The organism is Psychrobacter celer (assembly GCF_016107555.1).
GTDB lineage: Bacteria > Pseudomonadota > Gammaproteobacteria > Pseudomonadales > Moraxellaceae > Psychrobacter > Psychrobacter celer.
Genome location: NZ_JABASU010000025.1, coordinates 24,882 through 42,351, shown reverse-complemented (window position 1 = coordinate 42,351; position 17,470 = coordinate 24,882). Strand labels below are relative to the sequence as shown.

The window sequence follows — 17,470 nt, the reverse complement described above, 5'->3', positions numbered from 1 at the left end:
CTCTATTTAAAGGAATGTGAGTGGCGTTTTAATCACAGTGACCCAAAGTCGCAATGACTACAATTAAAACAATGGGTTAAACAGGGTTTGAACTAGTTATCTAGGACAGCCCCCGGACACATAGTATATGTGCTCTGTGCTGCTGGTATTTATCTCACGCAGCATCGTCTATAAAGTCACCATAAGCGCGGCTAAAATAAAGCAGGCGCTTTTGATATCATCATAAACCGTTAACGATTTTCTACGCATCGTAACGCCCTGCCACTAAACTTATATTTGCCTTGCGTTATACTAAACCAGTAAAGCGCCTTTATAAGGTATGGGTTTGATACAAGTATTAATAGGTATAAGGGTTACTCTGTGCTTGTCTTTATCACCCCACATCAGCAGTCATTGGCCCTTAGTATGACTCACAATAAGGCGACGTAGTACCGATCATCGATACTGTTATAATTATAAAATAAGGAACGATTATGCAAGTTTTTTATATTCATCCCGACAATCCGCAACCTCGTCTGATCGCTCAAGCAGCCGAGCTGCTGCGCAAAGATCAACTAATCATCTACCCTACCGATACCAGCTACGCTTTTGGGTGCCGTTTGGGCGCAAAAGAGGCCTTAGACAAACTTAAGCAAATCCGCGCACTGGATGACAAACACCAATTTACTTTACTTTGTCGCGACTTAAGCGAGATTGCCACCTATGCGACCGTAGACAATGCTCAGTATAAACAACTAAAAGCGCATACCCCAGCCCCAATTACTTTTATCCTAAATGCGACAAAAGATGTCCCCAAAAAACTGGCGCATCCTAAGAAAAAAACCATTGGTATCCGTGTACCAAGCAATCCTATCGCTCAAGCATTATTAGAAGCCATGGATGAACCAATTTTGACCAGCTCATTGATATTGCCTGAGCGTGATGACATCCTTGATGATCCCTTTGAAATCGAGGAGTTATTAAGCAATCAAATTGATGGTTTGATCAATGCCGGTATCAAGACCACCAAGCTGACGACCATTGTAGATATGACTGGTGGGATGCCTGAAATCATCAGACAAGGTGCAGCCGATGTTGATTCACTATTATTGTAATCAGCGACAAACTCGAAACATAAAAAAAGGCTCCAATTGAATTGGAGCCTTTTTTATACATTATATCGTCAATGCAAAATTAGTCGCGATCAACCAATTCTACATAAGCCATTGGCGCGTTGTCACCGTCACGATAACCACATTTTACGATACGTAAATAACCACCTGGACGCGTTTGGTAACGAGGACCTAACGTGCCAAATAGCTTACCGACCATAGCTTTACTACGCATACGGCTAAATGCCAAACGGCGATTAGCAACGCTGTCTTCTTTAGCCAAAGTGATCAATGGCTCAGCAACGCGGCGCAATTCTTTAGCTTTTGGCAAAGTAGTTTTGATCAGTTCATGCTCAAACAATGAGTTGGTCATGTTCTGAAACATTGCCTTACGATGACTGCCGGTACGACCCAGCTTGACTCCACTCTTACGATGGCGCATAGTCAAAAATCCTTAAAGTTTAACGGCTACGATAAGAAAAGCGATCATCGACACGAAGGTCAGCTGGCGGCCAGTTGTCTAGGCGCATACCAAGCTCTAAATCTTTAGACGCTAGCACGTCTTTGATTTCGGTCAATGATTTCTTACCAAGATTTGGGGTTTTTAGTAGTTCAGTCTCTGAACGCTGTACCAAATCACCGATATAGTAAATGTTTTCAGCTTTCAAGCAGTTGGCTGAGCGAACCGTTAGTTCAAGATCGTCCACAGGGCGTAATAGCACCGGATCGACCTCTTCTTTTTCTTTCACAGGCTCAGGCGCTTCTTCAGCTTCTAGGTCAACAAAGATAGAAATCTGTTGTTGTAAAATAGTGGCTGCTTTACGAATTGCTTCTTCTGGATCTATAGTGCCATTAGTTTCAAGCTCAACGATAAGACGATCAAGATCAGTACGCTGCTCTACGCGAGCGTTCTCAACCTGATAAGCAACACGTAGCACAGGACTAAAGCTTGCATCAAGCTTTAAACGTCCGATTGCTTTGGTGTCACCATCTTCACGGCGCTGGTTTGCTGGCTCATATCCACGACCCATTACTACGCGCAAACGCATCTTAAGATGACCACGGTCACTTAATGTACCCAACACCAAATCTGGATTGATGATATCGACATTATGCGGTAGTGTGATGTCTGCAGCAGTAATAGTGCCTGGACCTTGTTTATCCAAGGTCAAAAATACTTCATTTTGGTCATGAAGGGTAATCGCCAAGCCTTTTAGGTTCAAAAGCAAGTCAAGTACGTCTTCTTGTAGTCCTTCAAGCGTTGAGTACTCATGGTCAACACCATCAATCTCAGCTTCAATGACTGCAGCACCAGGTAATGAAGATAACAAGATGCGACGCAGAGCATTCCCGAGGGTATGTCCAAAGCCGCGTTCTAACGGTTCGAGCGTGACTTTCGCAATCGTTTCATTCACCGTATCCACATTAATGGCGTTCGGCGTTAGAAACTCAGTTGCATTTAGCATCATGATGTCACCTCGATTTATTAAACTGGTTTAATTAACGTTCATTGCTCAACGCCATGATTATGACATTGAGCGGTACGTCATTTACTTAGAGTATAGCTCAACGATCAAGCTTTCGTTGATGTCAGCAGGTAGATCAATACGATCAGGCGCTTGTTTAAACGTGCCTTGTAGTTTGCTGTGATCAACATCTAGCCATTCTGGAATGCCACGCTGAGTCGCTAGTTCGATAGCGTTTTTGATACGTAGCTGTTCGCGAGACTTCTCTTGGATAGCGATGACATCACCATCTTGCAACTGAATTGATGGAATGTTCACACGAACAAACTCATCACGGCCAGCTTTTTTGACCATAACAGCACGATGGCTGACTAGCTGACGTGCTTCGGCGCGAGTTGAGCCAAAGCCCATGCGATATACTACGTTGTCTAAACGGCTCTCAAGCATGGCTAGTAGGTTCTCACCAGTAGCACCACGCTTACGAGCAGCTTCTTTATAGTAGTTCGCAAACTGACGCTCTAGTACACCGTAGATACGCTTAACTTTTTGTTTTTCACGTAACTGCAAAGAGTACTCTGAGCTTTTGTTACGGCTCACACCATGTTGACCAGGTGGACGAGCAGCTTTCTTTGTTTTTACGTCATATGGCTTAACACCAGACTTAAGGCCTAAGTCTGTGCCTTCACGACGTGATAATTTGAGTTTTGGTCCAATATAACGGGCCATTGTTATGTCTCCTATAAGCTCTTATGATAAAAAGCTTCGTCTTTAATATTAGACGCGGCGCTTTTTCGGCGCACGGCAACCATTGTGTGGGATTGGGGTTACATCAGAAATGCTGTTTACTTTATAACCCAATGCACCTAGTGCTCTTACCGCAGACTCACGACCCGGTCCTGGTCCTTTGACCAAAACATCGATATTCTTAACACCATATTCTTGAGCGGCTTTACCAGCAACTTCAGCTGCAACCTGGGCTGCAAATGGTGTAGATTTACGTGAACCACGGAAGCCTTGTCCACCTGAAGTGGCCCAAGCCAGTGCATTACCTTGACGATCGGTAATCGTAACAATGGTGTTATTAAAAGACGCATGGATATGGGCAACGCCCTCCGATACTGAACGACGAGTCACTTTTTTGCGACTACGAGTGTCTTTAGCCATCTTTTAGCTTCCTAAGTTAATTATCTTTTGAGAGGGCGTGTCGGACCCTTGCGAGTACGAGCGTTGTTTTTGGTGTTTTGACCACGAACAGGTAGGTTACGGCGATGGCGGATGCCACGGTAACAGCCTAGATCAACCAAACGCTTGATATTCATAGACACTTCACGACGAAGATCACCTTCAGTCATGTATTCTGCAACTTGTGCACGGATAGCATCTAACTGTGTATCATCTAACTGACTGACTTTAGTAGTAGGAGCGATGCCAACTGCGTCTAAAATTTTCTGAGCAGTGGTACGACCGATACCAAAGATGTAAGTTAGTGAAATAACAGCATGCTTATTATCCGGAATGTTTACGCCGGCAATACGAGCCATTGATTTCTCTCCATTAAAGAAAAATAAGCGTTATTTATCAATAAGGCTGTATTTTTCAGATTTGTTGCTGTCAATACGAAAGCTTTTATAATGACTATCGCTGCTTTGACTCATCAACAAGCCTATTCATCGACAGTATTATAAAAGTTTTGCATAAACTACGGCAAGTGGCGGATGATATCGCATCCGCCGTTATTTTTCAAGTGTTAATTGATATAGTAACAAAACCGAGGGTTTGTTGCTACTAGATATTAACCTTGACGTTGCTTGTGGCGAGGTTCTGCTGTACAAATAACATGTACACGGCCTTTACGGCGCACAACTTTACAGCTACCACAAATCTTTTTAACTGATGCTTGAACTTTCATAGCATGCTCCTTTGAGATATCGTACCGTTCATTTAAGGTTGAGTGGGCGATTGAATTAACGTCTGATCATGATATTGATGGGTCATCAAATGCGCTTGAATTTGCGAGATGAAGTCCATTACCACAACCACCATAATCAGCAAAGACGTACCACCAAGCTGGAAAGGTACACCAAACGATGACTGGACGACCATTGGCATTAAACAAATAACCGTCATATACATCGCGCCAATAAAGGTCAGTCGGTTTAATACATGATCGAGGTAACGCTGAGTTTGTTGTCCGGGGCGAATACCTGGGATATACGCACCACTACGTTTAAGGTTTTCTGCTACTTCACGCGGGCTAAAGACCAATGCCGTATAAAAATAACAGAAGAAAATAATCATTGCGCCAAACAGTACTAAATATAGCGGTTGTCCTGGCGACAGTACCAATGCCATATTTTGTAATATTTTTTGTGTAAAAGTAGGATCTGTTGATTGACCGACCCACTGCCCTAAACTAGCTGGAAACAACAATAAAGAGCTGGCAAAAATGGCGGGAATAACCCCTGCCATGTTTAATTTCAGCGGCAAATGTGACTGCTGCTGAGCATAAATCTTGCGCCCTTGCTGCTGTTTCTGTGCGTAATTGACAGGGACACGGCGCTGGGCACGTTCAATATAAACGATACCAGCGGTCACTGCGATGCCTAGTAACACAAAAATAAACAGTACAATCAAATTCATCTGACCTTGATTGACCTGCTCGATAGACTGCGAAATCATACCTGGCGTACCGGCTACAATACTGGCAAAAATCAGCATTGAGATACCGTTACCGACACCGCGCTCTGTAATCTGCTCACCAAGCCACATCAAGAACATAGCACCTGCTACCAGCGAAGTAACCGCTGGAATATAAAAGGTCAGGCCGGTAGATAAAGTAAGATTTTGGCTGATTAAGCCAGCACACATTCCTAATGACTGTACTAGAGCCAAAGCAAGCGTTCCTTGACGGGTATACTTATTTAGCTTGCGTCGTCCTGCTTCACCTTCTTTTTTGAGGGCTTCAAGCGATGGCAATACTGCAGACATCATCTGTACAATAATCGATGCTGAAATATATGGCATAATGCCAAGTGCCATGATCGACATACGCTCTAGCGCACCACCTGAAAACATATTGAACATGCTCAAAATGGTGTTTTCGTTGCGCGAAAACAGATCAGCCAAGTTGACCGGATTGATACCCGGTACTGGAATATGCGACCCTAAACGATAAACAATCAATGCGCCGATTAAGAATAATAAACGCGTCCATAGCTCATCATACTTGCGTATGAAGGCAAATGGATTGAGCGGTATACCACTTGAGGTCATTGATTGTTTTGACACGTTACTACTCCTCGATGCTACCACCAGCAGCTTCGATTGCTTGCTTGGCGCCTTTAGTCACTTTGATACCTTTGAAGGTATAAGCTTTAGTAACTTCGCCTGATAGCATAACGCGAGCACGTTTCATATCGTGACGGATAAGGTTGGCTGCTTTTAGCGTTTCAATGCTAACCACATCACCTTCAATTTTGTTCAGCTCAGACAGACGAACTTCTGCAGTTGTCATTGCCATTTTACTGGTAAAACCGAATTTTGGTAGACGACGATATAAAGGCATTTGACCACCTTCAAATCCTGAGCGAATGCTAGAACCTGAACGAGACTTTTGGCCTTTTACACCGCGGCCACCAGTCTTACCAAGACCTGAACCGATACCACGACCACGACGTTGGGCAGTTTTCTTTGCGCCAACACCTGGTGATAATTCATTTAATCTAAGACCCATTACGCTTCCTCCACTTTTACCATGTAGTTGACGCGATTAACCATACCACGGGTTGAAGGAGTATCTTCAACGACCACACTATGACCAATACGGCGTAAACCCAATCCTTTCAAGCTCGCTTTGTGGCTCTTTAGGCGATGGGCACCCGATTTAAATTGAGTGACTTTCATTTTTTTCATCGTAACTCACCTAGTCTAAGTTAACCCAAGATTTCGTCTACAGATTTACCACGCTTTGCTGCCATCTTTTCTGGAGTTGACATATCACGTAAACCGTTAAACGTTGCACGAACAACGTTAGCAGTGTTGGTAGAACCATAACATTTAGTCAAAACATCTTTGACACCAGCAACTTCTAATACCGCACGCATTGCGCCACCGGCGATTACGCCAGTACCTTCAGATGCAGGCTGCATAAAGACTTTACTAGCACCATGACGTGCTTTGATCGGATGATACAAAGTTGCATCATTGAGCTCAACAGTAATCATGTTGCGCTTAGCAGCTTCTAGTGCTTTTTGGATAGCAGCTGGCACTTCACGTGCTTTACCACGGCCAAAACCAACACGGCCATTACCATCACCCACTACCGTCAAGGCAGTGAATGAGAAAATACGACCACCTTTAACTACTTTTGCAACACGATCAACGGTAACTAAGCGTTCTACTAGACCGTCAGTCTGTTCATTTTTATCATTTTTATCATTTCTAGCCATGATTAAAACTCCAATCCGTTTTCGCGAGCAGCTTCAGCCAAAGCTTTTACTCGACCATGATATTTAAAACCACTACGGTCAAAGGCAACTTTCGTAATGCCAGCTGCTTTTGCGCGTTCTGCGATCATTTGGCCTACAGACGTTGCTGCATCAACATTACCAGTTGAGCCAGAGCGTAAGCTGCTGTCTAAGGTAGATGCCTGAGCAATCACTTCACCACCGTTTGGAGAGATAATCTGGGCATAAATATGTCTTGGTGTACGGTTAACCGTTAAGCGATGAACGCCTAGATGACGGATATGCGCACGGGTTTTCTTTGCTCGACGTAGACGAGCTGCTTTTTTATCAAACATTTCAACTCACCTTATTTTTTCTTAGCTTCTTTGCGAATCACATGCTCGTCACTATAACGAATACCTTTACCTTTATAAGGCTCAGGTGGGCGGAAACCACGGATATTAGCCGCTGCTTGACCAAGCTGCTGCTTATCGTTTGACTTTAAAACGATTTCAGTTTGCGTTGGGGTTTCAGCTGACACACCTTCAGGTAGCGTATACTCTACTGGATGTGAGTAACCAACGTTTAGGGTTATTTTGTTGCCAGTAACTTGTGCGCGATAACCAACACCAATTAGCTGAAGACGTTTTTCAAAGCCTTCGCTCACGCCTGTCACATAGTTGTTTAACAGTGCGCGCATGGTGCCTGTGTGCATCATAGCTTCTTTTGAATCGACTGCAGGTGAGAAAATGATAGCATCATCTTCCTGTTTCAGCTCGACCAATTCATGCAGGCGTAAAGACATAGTGCCGTTCTTGCCTTTAACTTCGACCTGCCGATCGTTCAAAGTAACGCTTACGCCGTTTGGCAGCGTCACTGGGGCTTTAGCCACACGAGACATAGGAATATTCCTTAAAAAATTAACTTGCTTTTATTAGCGAAAAAACTAACAGGCTAAAAAGCCTGCTAGTTTAGCATAATTGTCCCCGTTAAACACCATACAATTTTATTAAAATCTGATGTTTAGCTTTCTAAGCTTGTCATGTACCACTATAAATCACGACAAGCTTAATGGGTTCAAGTAGACTTTATCGTCCGATTACCTAAGCAACAAATGCTAATTAGGCAACGAATGCGACGATTTCACCACCGATACCAGCAGCGCGTGCAGCACGATCGCTCATGATGCCTTGACTGGTTGATACGATAGCAACACCCATACCTTGCTTAACAGTAGGGATAGCGTCTTTGCCGCGGAACTGGCGAAGACCAGGACGGCTATAACGTTGGATCGTTTCGATGACAGGGCGGCCTTCGAAATATTTTAACTCAATAGTTAGTGTCGCTTTGTTGTTTTCTTCTTCTGTCACAACTGCGCTCGCCACATAACCTTCAGCAACCAATAAATCAGCGATTGATTTACGTAGTTTAGAACTCGGCATTGCTACCGACACTTTATTGGCCATTTGTGCGTTACGAATACGGGTTAGCATATCCCCAACGGTATCTTGCATACTCATGTAGTTACTCCTTACCAGCTTGCTTTACGAACACCAGGCACATCGCCTTGCATGACACGTTCACGCAGCATATTGCGTGATAAGCCAAACTTGCGGAAGTAACCGTGAGGACGACCGGTGATAGCACAACGATTGCGTAGACGTACTGGTGAGGCGTTGCGTGGTAGTGCTTGTAGCTCTAACATCGCGTCCATACGCTCTTCGTCTGATGCGTTGATATCACTGATAGTTTGTTTTAGCTTGATACGCTTTTCAGCATACTTAGCAACCATTTTTTCGCGTTTTAATTCGCGGTTAATCATGCTCTTCTTTGCCATAACGTCTTTACCTTATTTAAATGGGAAGCCGAATGCTTTAAGCAACGCACGACCTTCTTCATCAGTACCTGCTGACGTGGTGATGGTCACATCCATACCGCGGATGCGATCGATCTTGTCAAAATCTACTTCTGGGAATACGATTTGTTCTTTGATACCCAATGAGTAGTTGCCACGTCCGTCAAAGGCTTTAGGCGAAAAACCGCGGAAATCACGAATACGAGGAATTGCAATGGCAATGAGACGATCTAAAAATTCGTACATTTGCTCACCGCGTAGCGTTACTTTACAGCCAATTGGCCATTCTTCACGAATCTTAAAACCAGCAACTGATTTGCGCGCTTTGGTGATAACAGGTTTTTGACCAGCGATTGCGGTCATGTCAGACACAGCACCTTCAAGCAATTTTTTGTCTTGAGACGCGCCGCCTACACCCATATTTAGTGTGATCTTGGTGATTTTAGGCACCTGCATCACGTTTGCCAAACCAAGCTCTTCTTTGATTTGCTGTTTTAATTTATCGTTATATAAAGATTTTAATCTTGCCATTACCATTACACCCTTAGTGTCTTACGCAGTCGCCACTACTTCACCGTTTGAACGATAGACGCGTTGTTTGTTGCCGTCTTCGTCAAACTGATAAGTAATACGATCTGCTTTTTGGGTTTGCGCATTTAAGATTGCGACATTTGAAATATGCAAAAAAGCTTCTTGCTTAACGATACCACCTTCAGTACCAGTCGCCTGATTTGGCTTTTGGTGTTTGGTGACGATGTTAATGCCTTCAACTTTAATACGATCATTTTTTACAGCTTGTACAGTACCTTGCTTGCCTTTGTCTTTCCCAGCAATCACGATAACTGTATCGCCTTTACGTAATTTTGACATGGATTACCTCACAATACTTCTGGTGCTAGTGATACAATTTTCATAAACTGATCACCACGTAGTTCACGAGTTACCGGTCCAAAAATACGAGTTGCAATCGGTGCTTTATTTTGGTTCAACAATACCGCAGCATTGTCATCAAAACGCAGGACAGAACCATCAGGACGACGAACGCCTTTTTTGGTACGTACAACTACTGCATTCATCACGTCGCCTTTTTTGACACGACCACGTGGAATGGCTTCTTTAACCGTTACTTTAATAATGTCGCCAACTGATGCATAACGACGATGAGAACCACCCAGTACTTTAATGCACTGAACTCGCCTTGCACCGCTATTGTCTGCAACTTCCAGCATTGACTCAACCTGAATCATAGCGTTACTCCACACGTATGAGCAATAAAAACCAGTTGCTGCCGCTAGCACAGTATGAGTAGACGGCATTTTTTATAAATGACCGCGACTTACTCTTAATGTGAGTGATATGCGACGGGCGCAATCAGCATCCTTAAAAAGGCGGCTATTTTAACAGCTTCTGGCTTTTAATGCAATTTACTTAGATTTTTTCTACTTTTTCAACCACATCAACTAAAGTCCAAGACTTAGTTTTTGAGATTGGACGCGTTTCTTTGATGCGGACAAGGTCGCCTTGTTGGCAAACGTTATTCTCATCATGAGCTTTGATTTTTGTAGAACGACGAAGCTGTTTGCCATACAAAGGATGACGAACCAGACGCTCAATCAAAACTGTGATGGATTTGTCCATCTTGTCGCTGACAACTCGTCCTGTCAATACGCTAGCATTGGTAGCTGTTTGATTGTTATCGCTCATGAGTCGCCTCGTTGTTTCTCGTTAATCAAAGTCTGAAGCTGAGCAATCGTACGACGATTGGCACGTACTTCATGGGTATTACCCAACTGACCAGTTGCTTTAGCCATACGAATACGGAAAGCATCAAGTTGCTTTTCATCAAGTAACTGGGTCAGTTCTTCTAATGATTTATCACGTAATTCACTGATCTTCATTACATTATCGTCCGCTTAACAATGGTAGTTTTAAAGGGCAGTTTTGCCGCAGCAAGCGTTAATGCATCGCGAGCAAGCTCTTCTGAGACCCCTTCGATTTCATATAGCACTTTACCAGGTTTGATTTCGCATACCCAATACTCGACAGGACCTTTACCTTTACCCATACGTACTTCTAGAGGCTTGTTGGTGATTGGTTTGTCTGGGAATACACGAATCCAAATTTTACCGCCACGCTTGATTTTACGAGTGATGGTACGACGTGCTGCTTCAATTTGACGAGCTGTCATACGACCACGCGTCAATGATTTTAGACCAATTTGTCCGAATGCAACGGTGCTTCCACGATGAGCAAGACCTGTGTTACGACCTTTGTGCATTTTACGAAACTTGGTACGTTTTGGCTGTAACATAGTTTAACCTCTGTCTGAGTTTCGACGGTTTCCACGACCACGGCGTTTTGGCGCACGAGGCTTCTCTTCGTTGACGGGATTGTAAACACTGTTCATACCGTCAAGGATCTCTCCGCGGAAAATCCAAACTTTAACACCGATGGTGCCGTAAGTTGTCTCGGCGCGAATTGACGCATAGTCAATATCAGCACGGAGTGTATGCAATGGCACACGACCTTCACGGTACCATTCAGTACGAGCAATCTCAGCACCGCCAAGACGGCCAGACAGCTCAACTTTAATACCTTTAGCACCAGAGCGCATGCTGTTTTGTACGGCGCGCTTCATGGCACGACGGAACATAACACGGCGCTCAAGCTGGCTACCGATACCGTCTGCTACCAAACGTGCATCTAGATCAGGCGATGTGATTTCTTCAATGTTGACCTGAGCAGGTACGCCCATGATTTTGGTCAATTCTTTTTGAAGTCTTTCGATATCTTCGCCTTTTTTACCGATCACGATACCAGGACGCGCAGTAGCGATGGTGATTTTAGCTGCGCCAGTAGGACGCTCGATCATGATGTTGCTGATCATCGCGTTGTCTAGCTTCTTGCGCAGATACTCACGAACTTGAATATCGTTGATGAGGTATTCTGAGTATTGTTTAGGGTTAGCATACCAGTTTGCATTATGCTTTTTTACAACACCAAGACGAATTCCGATTGGATGTACTTTTTGACCCATAACTTATTCTCCTACCTTTATAGTGATGTGACAAGTACGCTTACTGATACGATCAGCGCGACCTTTAGCACGTGGTAGGATACGTTTTAGCGTGATGCCTTCATCAACGTAGATGGTTGATACTTTTAAAGTATCGATATCTAAGCCGTTGTTGTGTTCGGCATTGGCGATGGCTGAGTTAAGGCATTTCTTAACAAACACAGCGCCTTTTTTGTTGCTATACGTTAGGATATCCAAAGCACGCTCAATCGATTTGCCACGAACTTCATCAGCAACGAGTCTAACTTTTTGTGCCGATATGGCGGCACCGCGTAATTTTGCAGTTACTTCCATGGTAAGCACCTTATCTCTTAGCTTTTTTGTCAATGCCATGACCACGATATGTACGAGTCGGGGCAAATTCACCTAGTTTATGACCAACCATCTGCTCGCTTACGATAACCGGTACGTGAGTACGGCCGTTGTGAACAGATAAAGTTAGGCCAACCATTTGTGGCAGAATCATCGAGCGGCGCGACCAAGTCTTAATTGGCTTGCGAGAGTTGGTGTCAATAGCATTCTCAACTTTGGCAAACAAATGCGCGTCTATGAATGGACCTTTTTTCAATGAACGAGGCATGAAATTCTTCCTTTATTTCTTCTTGGCGCGACGGCGACGGATGATCATACTGTCAGTACGCTTATTGTGACGCGTTTTAAGTCCTTTAGACTTCTGACCCCAAGGGCTAGTAGGATGGCGACCTTTGTTACGACCTTCACCACCACCATGTGGGTGATCAACCGGGTTCATAGCAACACCACGAACTGAAGGACGAACACCGCGCCAACGTGAAGCACCGGCTTTACCAAGTGATTTCAAGTTATTTTCAGTATTAGATACTTCACCGATAACCGCACGGCAGTTCACGTGTACACGGCGAGTCTCGCCTGAACGTAGACGTAGAATTGCGTAGATACCATCACGGCCTAGTAGCTGAACGCTAGCACCCGCAGAGCGAGCAATCTGTGCACCTTTACCGATTTTAAGCTCGATATTGTGAATCACAGTACCCAATGGGATGTTTTTTAGCGGTAAGCAGTTACCTGGGCGGATTGGAGAAGTTTCGCCTGACTGTACAGTATCGCCAGCAGCTAGTTTCTTTGGTGCAATAATATAACGACGTTCGCCATCAGCGTACTTAAGTAGTGCAATATGAGCAGTACGGTTAGGATCGTATTCGATACGCTCTACCGTCGCTGGGATATTGTCTTTAGTACGTTTGAAATCGATAACACGATAATGATGCTTATGACCACCACCAACGTGACGAGTGGTTATACGACCGTTATTGTTACGACCACCTGACTTACTTTTTGATTCGACAAGCGCTGCATAAGGACGACCTTTGTAAAGGTGTGGATGCACCACTTTTTCAACAAAACGACGGCCTGGTGATGTTGGCTTTGCTTTTACGATAGGCATGAGTGTAATCCTTATTCGTTGTTCGCTGTTTCACCAGTAGAATCAGTCGCGTTTGCAACTTCTTCACCAGCATCAGCCATTTGTACATCTTGACCAGCTTTTAAGGTAACATAGGCTTTTTTATAGTCGTTACGACGGCCGATACTCTTACCAAAACGCTTTGTCTTACCTTTAACATTCAAAGTGTTCACTTTAGTAACTTCAACACCTTCGAACATCATCTCAACTGCTTTTTTGACTTCTAGCTTAGTAGCGTTAGAGTCAACTTTAAATACCTGCACACCAAGTGAGTCGCCAAGCATTTGAGATTTTTCTGAGAATACAGGCCCTCTTAAGACCTGATAAAGTCTTGCGTTATTCATGCTAGTGCTTCCTCAAATTGTTTCGCAGCTTCAACTGACATGATCACTTTATCAAATGCGATCAAACTCACTGGATCCACTTCGTTTGTACCAAGTACATTGACGTGTGGAATGTTGCGAGCGGCTAAGTATAAATTTTCGTCAACTTCTTTGGTGACGATGAGTGCACGAGGTGCATTAAGCTCATTTAACTTTGCAATCAGCTCTTTGGTCTTTGGCTCAGAAACGCTTAGCTCTTCTACCAAAATCAAACGCTCTTGGCGAATCAATTCGGCTAGGATACACTGCATCGCACCGCGATACATTTTACGGTTTACTTTCTGTGACCAATCTTGTGGTTTTGCAGCAAATGCACGACCACCTGAACGCCAGATTGGGCTACGAATAGAGCCTGCACGAGCGCGACCAGTACCTTTTTGGCGCCATGGCTTGATGCCACCGCCAGAAACTTCGGCACGGGTTTTTTGCGCACGTGTACCTTGACGGCTACCTGCAAGATATGCGGTGACGACCTGATGCACTAATGCTTCGTTGAATTCACGACCAAAAGCCGTATCAGAAAGCTCAACCGCCGCACCTGTAACTGTTTTTAAATCCACGTTAATCCCCTTGCTTAGGCTTTGACTGACGGACGTACGATGACATCGCCACCGGTGGCACCTGGGATAGCACCCTTGATGACAAGTAACCCTTTTTCGGCATCCACTGATATCACTTCTAGGCCCTGAACAGTAACGCGCTTGTTACCCATTTGACCTGGCATCTTTTTGCCTTTGAAGACTTTACCTGGTGACTGGTTCTGACCAGTTGAACCAAGGGCACGGTGAGATACTGAGTTACCGTGAGTCGCATCTTGCATGCTAAAGTTGTGACGCTTTACGCCGCCTTGAAAGCCTTTACCTTTACTTTGTCCTGTGACATCAACCATCTGACCTTGCTCGAACAAGTCAGCTAGGATCTCACCGCCAATCTCACGACCTTCAAGTTCGCTATCATTGACACGAAATTCCCAAATACCACGGCCAGCTTTAACGCCAGCTTTCGCGAAGTGACCTTTTTGTGCGGCCGTTACGCGGCTGTCACGACGGGTACCTGTGGTGATTTGGATGGCTTGATAACCATCTACATCAGTATTTTTTACTTGAGTAATGCGGTTTGCATCGACCTCAACCACTGTGACAGGGATAGATGCGCCTGCTTCAGTGAAGACACGGGTCATGCCGCATTTTTTACCGACTAAACCGATCGCCATTTTAGACCTCTTTATATCTTATATTAATGGGTTGGGTGTGTTTTGCATTAACCCAAAGCAATTTGAACGTCAACACCCGCCGCTAAATCAAGCTTCATTAGCGCATCCACAGTTTTGTCAGTAGGCTGAACAATATCAACCATACGCTTGTGGGTACGAATTTCGTACTGGTCACGTGCGTCTTTGTTGACGTGTGGTGAGGTTAGAACGTTGAAACGCTCAATGCGAGTCGGCAACGGTACAGGACCACAAACTTGCGCACCGGTGCGCTTTGCAGTATCGACAATCTCTTGGGCCGACTGATCAATCAGACGATGATCAAATGACTTGAGACGGATACGGATTCTCTGGTTAGCCATGCCAGCAAGCTCCTAATATGTGCCTTTGTCATTCTTGCGCTGCAAGACTATGATCAAAAGCCGTTTGGTTAAAGATTTACTTCAAGCGGCTTCCCATTCTTTGCAGAATCTGTTCTTCGAGAGAACCAGCAGCGTGCTAAAAGCAAAATAATTTAAAGCCCCGCCGACCCTCCCACTTTTATGGATGTCAGCAAAGGCATAATGAAATAGTGCTAGAAACGATGCTCTAGCTGTCATAGCGCCAGCTGTTTTATTGGCTGCGCATATATAATTCAGTGGTGTGTATTATACATAGAATTTTGGTCATTGCAAGAGTAATATCAATGGGCGCTTGAGATTTTACTCTTTATAAACAAGCGTTTTTATCGATAATATTTTTATTGAAGTCTCTTCTACACCCTGATAAAACATCAATAAAACCTCTCAATAATGGCTGTTATTTTAGAGTGTGTCTTCAATTCACTCGCTAGTCTAAAACGATATCATACTGCTCTTGAGTGTAGAGGTTTTCGACATCGAAGGTGATAACCCGACCCAATAAATACTCCAAATCAGCGACGGTATCTGATTCTGAGGTGAGCAGTAAATCGATCACAGCGGCATGAGCCACCACGGTAAACTTTTTTGGAGAGTTATAAGTGCGAGCGCAGCGCATGATTTCGCGGAAAATCTCAAAGCAGACGGTCTCAGCGGTCTTAACAAAGCCGCGACCTTGGCAGGTAGAGCACGGCTCACAGAGCTGCTGCCCCAGCGACTCACGGGTACGTTTGCGCGTCATTTCAACCAAGCCCAGCTCACTGACTTGGGTAATTTTGGTCTTAGCATAATCTTGCGCTAACTGCTCTTGCAGACTGGTCAATACGTCATCTTTGTGCTGCTGCTCGAGCATATCGATAAAGTCGAGGATAATAATACCGCCCAGATTGCGCAGTCGTAGTTGGCGGGCGATGGCATGGGTGGCTTCAAGATTGGTCTTATAGACCGTATCCTCTAATGAGCGACCACCGACAAAAGAGCCGGTATTGACATCAATGGTCGTCATGGCTTCGGTTTGATCGATAATCAAATAGCCGCCAGATTTGAGATCGACACGGCGTTTGAGCGCATCTCTCAGATCATCTTCGACTCGGTGCACATCAAACAGTGATTGCTCTGCCGTGTAGTGAACGATGCGATCATAGATAAAGGGGACAAACTCTTTGGCAAAGTATCTGACTTGCTCATATACCTGCTTATTATCGATGACGACTTTTTCGGTATCACTATGTACCAAGTCGCGTATCGAGCGTAGCGGTAAGGATAATTCTTGATAGATAAGCTCTGAGCTTTGATGATGATTGACCTCTTGACGGCGTGCGCAGATCGTCCGCCATAACTGCAACAGATAGTAGATGTCTTCTTCTAGTTTTGCGACTGGCACACGCTCAGCGGCCGTACGTGCAATCAAACCGCCCTTGAGATTGACTGTCTGCATCAGACAGGTTAGCTCGGTTTTTAGACGCATGCGCTCATCAGCGCCATCGATACGCTGTGAGATGCCGATATGGTCGCTCGATGGTAGATAAACCAAATAACGTGAAGGCAGCGAGATATTGGTGGTCAAGCGCGCGCCTTTACTGCCGAGCTGATCTTTGGTCACTTGCACAAGGATACGTTGGCTCTCATGCAAACGGTGCTGAATCAAGGTCTTGGCGGCTGGTACGACCTCTGTACTCTGTACCTCGACCACAGGCGGCGTCACTGCTAGATCGTCCGTCGCACTAATCACACCATCATCTCTAATCGCGCGCTCATTGGCCATACCATCGACAGTAGCACCAGCTTGGGCATGACTATCTTTGGCTATTGCGTTTGTCTTATCTACTGCCGGACGCGGCTCGCGCTGCATATCGTTGACGTGTAAAAACGCTGTGCGTGACTGACCGATATCAACGAAAGCGGCCTGCATACCTGGCAGGACCCGCACCACTGTACCCAAATAAATATTACCCACCAACCCCAATTTATGATGACGCTCAATATAAATCTCGCCCAAAATGCCGTTGTCTAGCACGGCGACACGCGACTCCATTGGACTAATATTAATCAGCAGCTCTTCGGACATAATATTTTTCTCTTATCTCTCAGCTTTCTTATTCGAC

Annotated in this window: 30 protein-coding genes; 1 reads left to right on the top strand and 29 read right to left on the bottom strand. The window is 44.7% G+C overall.

The genetic code is table 11. The features are described from left to right. The first annotated feature begins 473 nt into the window (after positions 1-473). Positions 474-1,094, top strand: a complete 621-nt coding sequence (locus JFC05_RS10805; protein WP_192994626.1) for an L-threonylcarbamoyladenylate synthase — start codon at positions 474-476, stop codon at positions 1,092-1,094. 79 nt (positions 1,095-1,173) lie between these two features. Here the strand turns inward: JFC05_RS10805 and rplQ are convergent, their stop codons facing one another. The 29 genes from rplQ to JFC05_RS10660 form a co-directional block, all read right to left on the bottom strand. Next, the gene (rplQ, locus tag JFC05_RS10800) at positions 1,174-1,533 is read right to left on the bottom strand and encodes a 50S ribosomal protein L17 (protein ID WP_105244912.1); all 360 of its coding nucleotides are present in this window, start codon (positions 1,531-1,533) and stop codon (positions 1,174-1,176) included. 19 nt (positions 1,534-1,552) lie between these two features. After that, positions 1,553-2,560, bottom strand: a complete 1,008-nt coding sequence (locus tag JFC05_RS10795; RefSeq protein ID WP_075102286.1) for a DNA-directed RNA polymerase subunit alpha — start codon at positions 2,558-2,560, stop codon at positions 1,553-1,555. A gap of 81 nt (positions 2,561-2,641) precedes the next feature. Next, positions 2,642-3,283 (bottom strand): 30S ribosomal protein S4, encoded by a 642-nt coding sequence (rpsD, locus tag JFC05_RS10790; protein WP_186475030.1) that lies wholly within the window; start codon positions 3,281-3,283, stop codon positions 2,642-2,644. A gap of 48 nt (positions 3,284-3,331) precedes the next feature. Continuing rightward, the gene (gene rpsK, locus JFC05_RS10785) at positions 3,332-3,721 is read right to left on the bottom strand and encodes a 30S ribosomal protein S11 (RefSeq protein WP_058368279.1); all 390 of its coding nucleotides are present in this window, start codon (positions 3,719-3,721) and stop codon (positions 3,332-3,334) included. Positions 3,722-3,741: 20 nt separating this feature from the next. Further along, positions 3,742-4,098, bottom strand: a complete 357-nt coding sequence (gene rpsM, locus JFC05_RS10780; protein ID WP_198336876.1) for a 30S ribosomal protein S13 — start codon at positions 4,096-4,098, stop codon at positions 3,742-3,744. 251 nt (positions 4,099-4,349) lie between these two features. After that, complete coding sequence (gene rpmJ / locus JFC05_RS10775) at positions 4,350-4,466, bottom strand: 50S ribosomal protein L36 (RefSeq protein WP_011279805.1); 117 nt, start codon at positions 4,464-4,466, stop codon at positions 4,350-4,352. Between the two features lie 32 nt (positions 4,467-4,498). After that, positions 4,499-5,830, bottom strand: a complete 1,332-nt coding sequence (secY, locus tag JFC05_RS10770) for a preprotein translocase subunit SecY (RefSeq protein ID WP_178377954.1) — start codon at positions 5,828-5,830, stop codon at positions 4,499-4,501. 19 nt (positions 5,831-5,849) lie between these two features. After that, on the bottom strand, positions 5,850-6,290 hold the full coding sequence (gene rplO / locus JFC05_RS10765) for a 50S ribosomal protein L15 (RefSeq protein WP_198336875.1): 441 nt from the start codon (positions 6,288-6,290) through the stop codon (positions 5,850-5,852). Next, positions 6,290-6,469, bottom strand: a complete 180-nt coding sequence (rpmD, locus tag JFC05_RS10760) for a 50S ribosomal protein L30 (protein WP_071003155.1) — start codon at positions 6,467-6,469, stop codon at positions 6,290-6,292. The genes rplO and rpmD overlap by 1 nt, the downstream gene beginning before the upstream one ends. A gap of 20 nt (positions 6,470-6,489) precedes the next feature. Further along, a complete protein-coding gene (gene rpsE, locus JFC05_RS10755; protein WP_075102281.1) occupies positions 6,490-7,005 on the bottom strand; it encodes a 30S ribosomal protein S5 in 516 nt (171 codons plus the stop codon). A gap of 2 nt (positions 7,006-7,007) precedes the next feature. Further along, entirely contained in the window at positions 7,008-7,358 is a 351-nt protein-coding gene (gene rplR, locus JFC05_RS10750; protein WP_075102280.1) for a 50S ribosomal protein L18, read from the bottom strand. An 11-nt stretch (positions 7,359-7,369) separates the two neighbouring features. Continuing rightward, a complete protein-coding gene (rplF, locus tag JFC05_RS10745) occupies positions 7,370-7,903 on the bottom strand; it encodes a 50S ribosomal protein L6 (RefSeq protein WP_105244910.1) in 534 nt (177 codons plus the stop codon). A 220-nt stretch (positions 7,904-8,123) separates the two neighbouring features. Beyond that, positions 8,124-8,522 (bottom strand): 30S ribosomal protein S8, encoded by a 399-nt coding sequence (gene rpsH / locus JFC05_RS10740; protein ID WP_105244909.1) that lies wholly within the window; start codon positions 8,520-8,522, stop codon positions 8,124-8,126. Between the two features lie 11 nt (positions 8,523-8,533). Beyond that, positions 8,534-8,839 carry a 30S ribosomal protein S14 gene (gene rpsN, locus JFC05_RS10735; protein WP_075102277.1) on the bottom strand — a complete coding sequence of 102 codons (306 nt, stop codon included), beginning with the start codon at positions 8,837-8,839 and terminating at the stop codon, positions 8,534-8,536. A 12-nt stretch (positions 8,840-8,851) separates the two neighbouring features. After that, complete coding sequence (gene rplE / locus JFC05_RS10730) at positions 8,852-9,388, bottom strand: 50S ribosomal protein L5 (protein ID WP_075102276.1); 537 nt, start codon at positions 9,386-9,388, stop codon at positions 8,852-8,854. Between the two features lie 21 nt (positions 9,389-9,409). Then, entirely contained in the window at positions 9,410-9,727 is a 318-nt protein-coding gene (gene rplX, locus JFC05_RS10725; RefSeq protein WP_075102275.1) for a 50S ribosomal protein L24, read from the bottom strand. Positions 9,728-9,735: 8 nt separating this feature from the next. Beyond that, positions 9,736-10,104 carry a 50S ribosomal protein L14 gene (gene rplN, locus JFC05_RS10720; protein WP_010196702.1) on the bottom strand — a complete coding sequence of 123 codons (369 nt, stop codon included), beginning with the start codon at positions 10,102-10,104 and terminating at the stop codon, positions 9,736-9,738. A 181-nt stretch (positions 10,105-10,285) separates the two neighbouring features. After that, positions 10,286-10,561 carry a 30S ribosomal protein S17 gene (rpsQ, locus tag JFC05_RS10715; RefSeq protein ID WP_021813375.1) on the bottom strand — a complete coding sequence of 92 codons (276 nt, stop codon included), beginning with the start codon at positions 10,559-10,561 and terminating at the stop codon, positions 10,286-10,288. Then, positions 10,558-10,755, bottom strand: coding sequence for a 50S ribosomal protein L29 (gene rpmC, locus JFC05_RS10710; protein ID WP_025644397.1), 198 nt, complete (start codon positions 10,753-10,755; stop codon positions 10,558-10,560). The genes rpsQ and rpmC overlap by 4 nt, the downstream gene beginning before the upstream one ends. Next, positions 10,755-11,168, bottom strand: a complete 414-nt coding sequence (gene rplP / locus JFC05_RS10705) for a 50S ribosomal protein L16 (RefSeq protein ID WP_025644399.1) — start codon at positions 11,166-11,168, stop codon at positions 10,755-10,757. The genes rpmC and rplP overlap by 1 nt, the downstream gene beginning before the upstream one ends. Before the next feature lie 3 nt (positions 11,169-11,171). Next, complete coding sequence (rpsC, locus tag JFC05_RS10700) at positions 11,172-11,894, bottom strand: 30S ribosomal protein S3 (protein ID WP_075102273.1); 723 nt, start codon at positions 11,892-11,894, stop codon at positions 11,172-11,174. A 3-nt stretch (positions 11,895-11,897) separates the two neighbouring features. Then, complete coding sequence (rplV, locus tag JFC05_RS10695) at positions 11,898-12,227, bottom strand: 50S ribosomal protein L22 (RefSeq protein ID WP_045446615.1); 330 nt, start codon at positions 12,225-12,227, stop codon at positions 11,898-11,900. A 10-nt stretch (positions 12,228-12,237) separates the two neighbouring features. Then, positions 12,238-12,513, bottom strand: coding sequence for a 30S ribosomal protein S19 (gene rpsS / locus JFC05_RS10690; protein ID WP_058368265.1), 276 nt, complete (start codon positions 12,511-12,513; stop codon positions 12,238-12,240). A 12-nt stretch (positions 12,514-12,525) separates the two neighbouring features. After that, positions 12,526-13,356, bottom strand: coding sequence for a 50S ribosomal protein L2 (gene rplB, locus JFC05_RS10685; RefSeq protein WP_100749084.1), 831 nt, complete (start codon positions 13,354-13,356; stop codon positions 12,526-12,528). Between the two features lie 11 nt (positions 13,357-13,367). Next, positions 13,368-13,718, bottom strand: coding sequence for a 50S ribosomal protein L23 (gene rplW / locus JFC05_RS10680; RefSeq protein ID WP_198336874.1), 351 nt, complete (start codon positions 13,716-13,718; stop codon positions 13,368-13,370). Then, a complete protein-coding gene (gene rplD / locus JFC05_RS10675; protein ID WP_075102270.1) occupies positions 13,715-14,317 on the bottom strand; it encodes a 50S ribosomal protein L4 in 603 nt (200 codons plus the stop codon). Before rplD ends, rplW begins: the two co-directional genes overlap by 4 nt. Before the next feature lie 14 nt (positions 14,318-14,331). Continuing rightward, positions 14,332-14,970: a 50S ribosomal protein L3 gene (rplC, locus tag JFC05_RS10670; protein WP_198336873.1), complete on the bottom strand. Its 639-nt coding sequence runs from the start codon at positions 14,968-14,970 to the stop codon at positions 14,332-14,334. Positions 14,971-15,017: 47 nt separating this feature from the next. Further along, positions 15,018-15,329, bottom strand: a complete 312-nt coding sequence (gene rpsJ / locus JFC05_RS10665; RefSeq protein ID WP_010196670.1) for a 30S ribosomal protein S10 — start codon at positions 15,327-15,329, stop codon at positions 15,018-15,020. Between the two features lie 466 nt (positions 15,330-15,795). Then, positions 15,796-17,433, bottom strand: coding sequence for an Rne/Rng family ribonuclease (locus tag JFC05_RS10660; RefSeq protein ID WP_198336872.1), 1,638 nt, complete (start codon positions 17,431-17,433; stop codon positions 15,796-15,798). Positions 17,434-17,470: the final 37 nt, after the last annotated feature.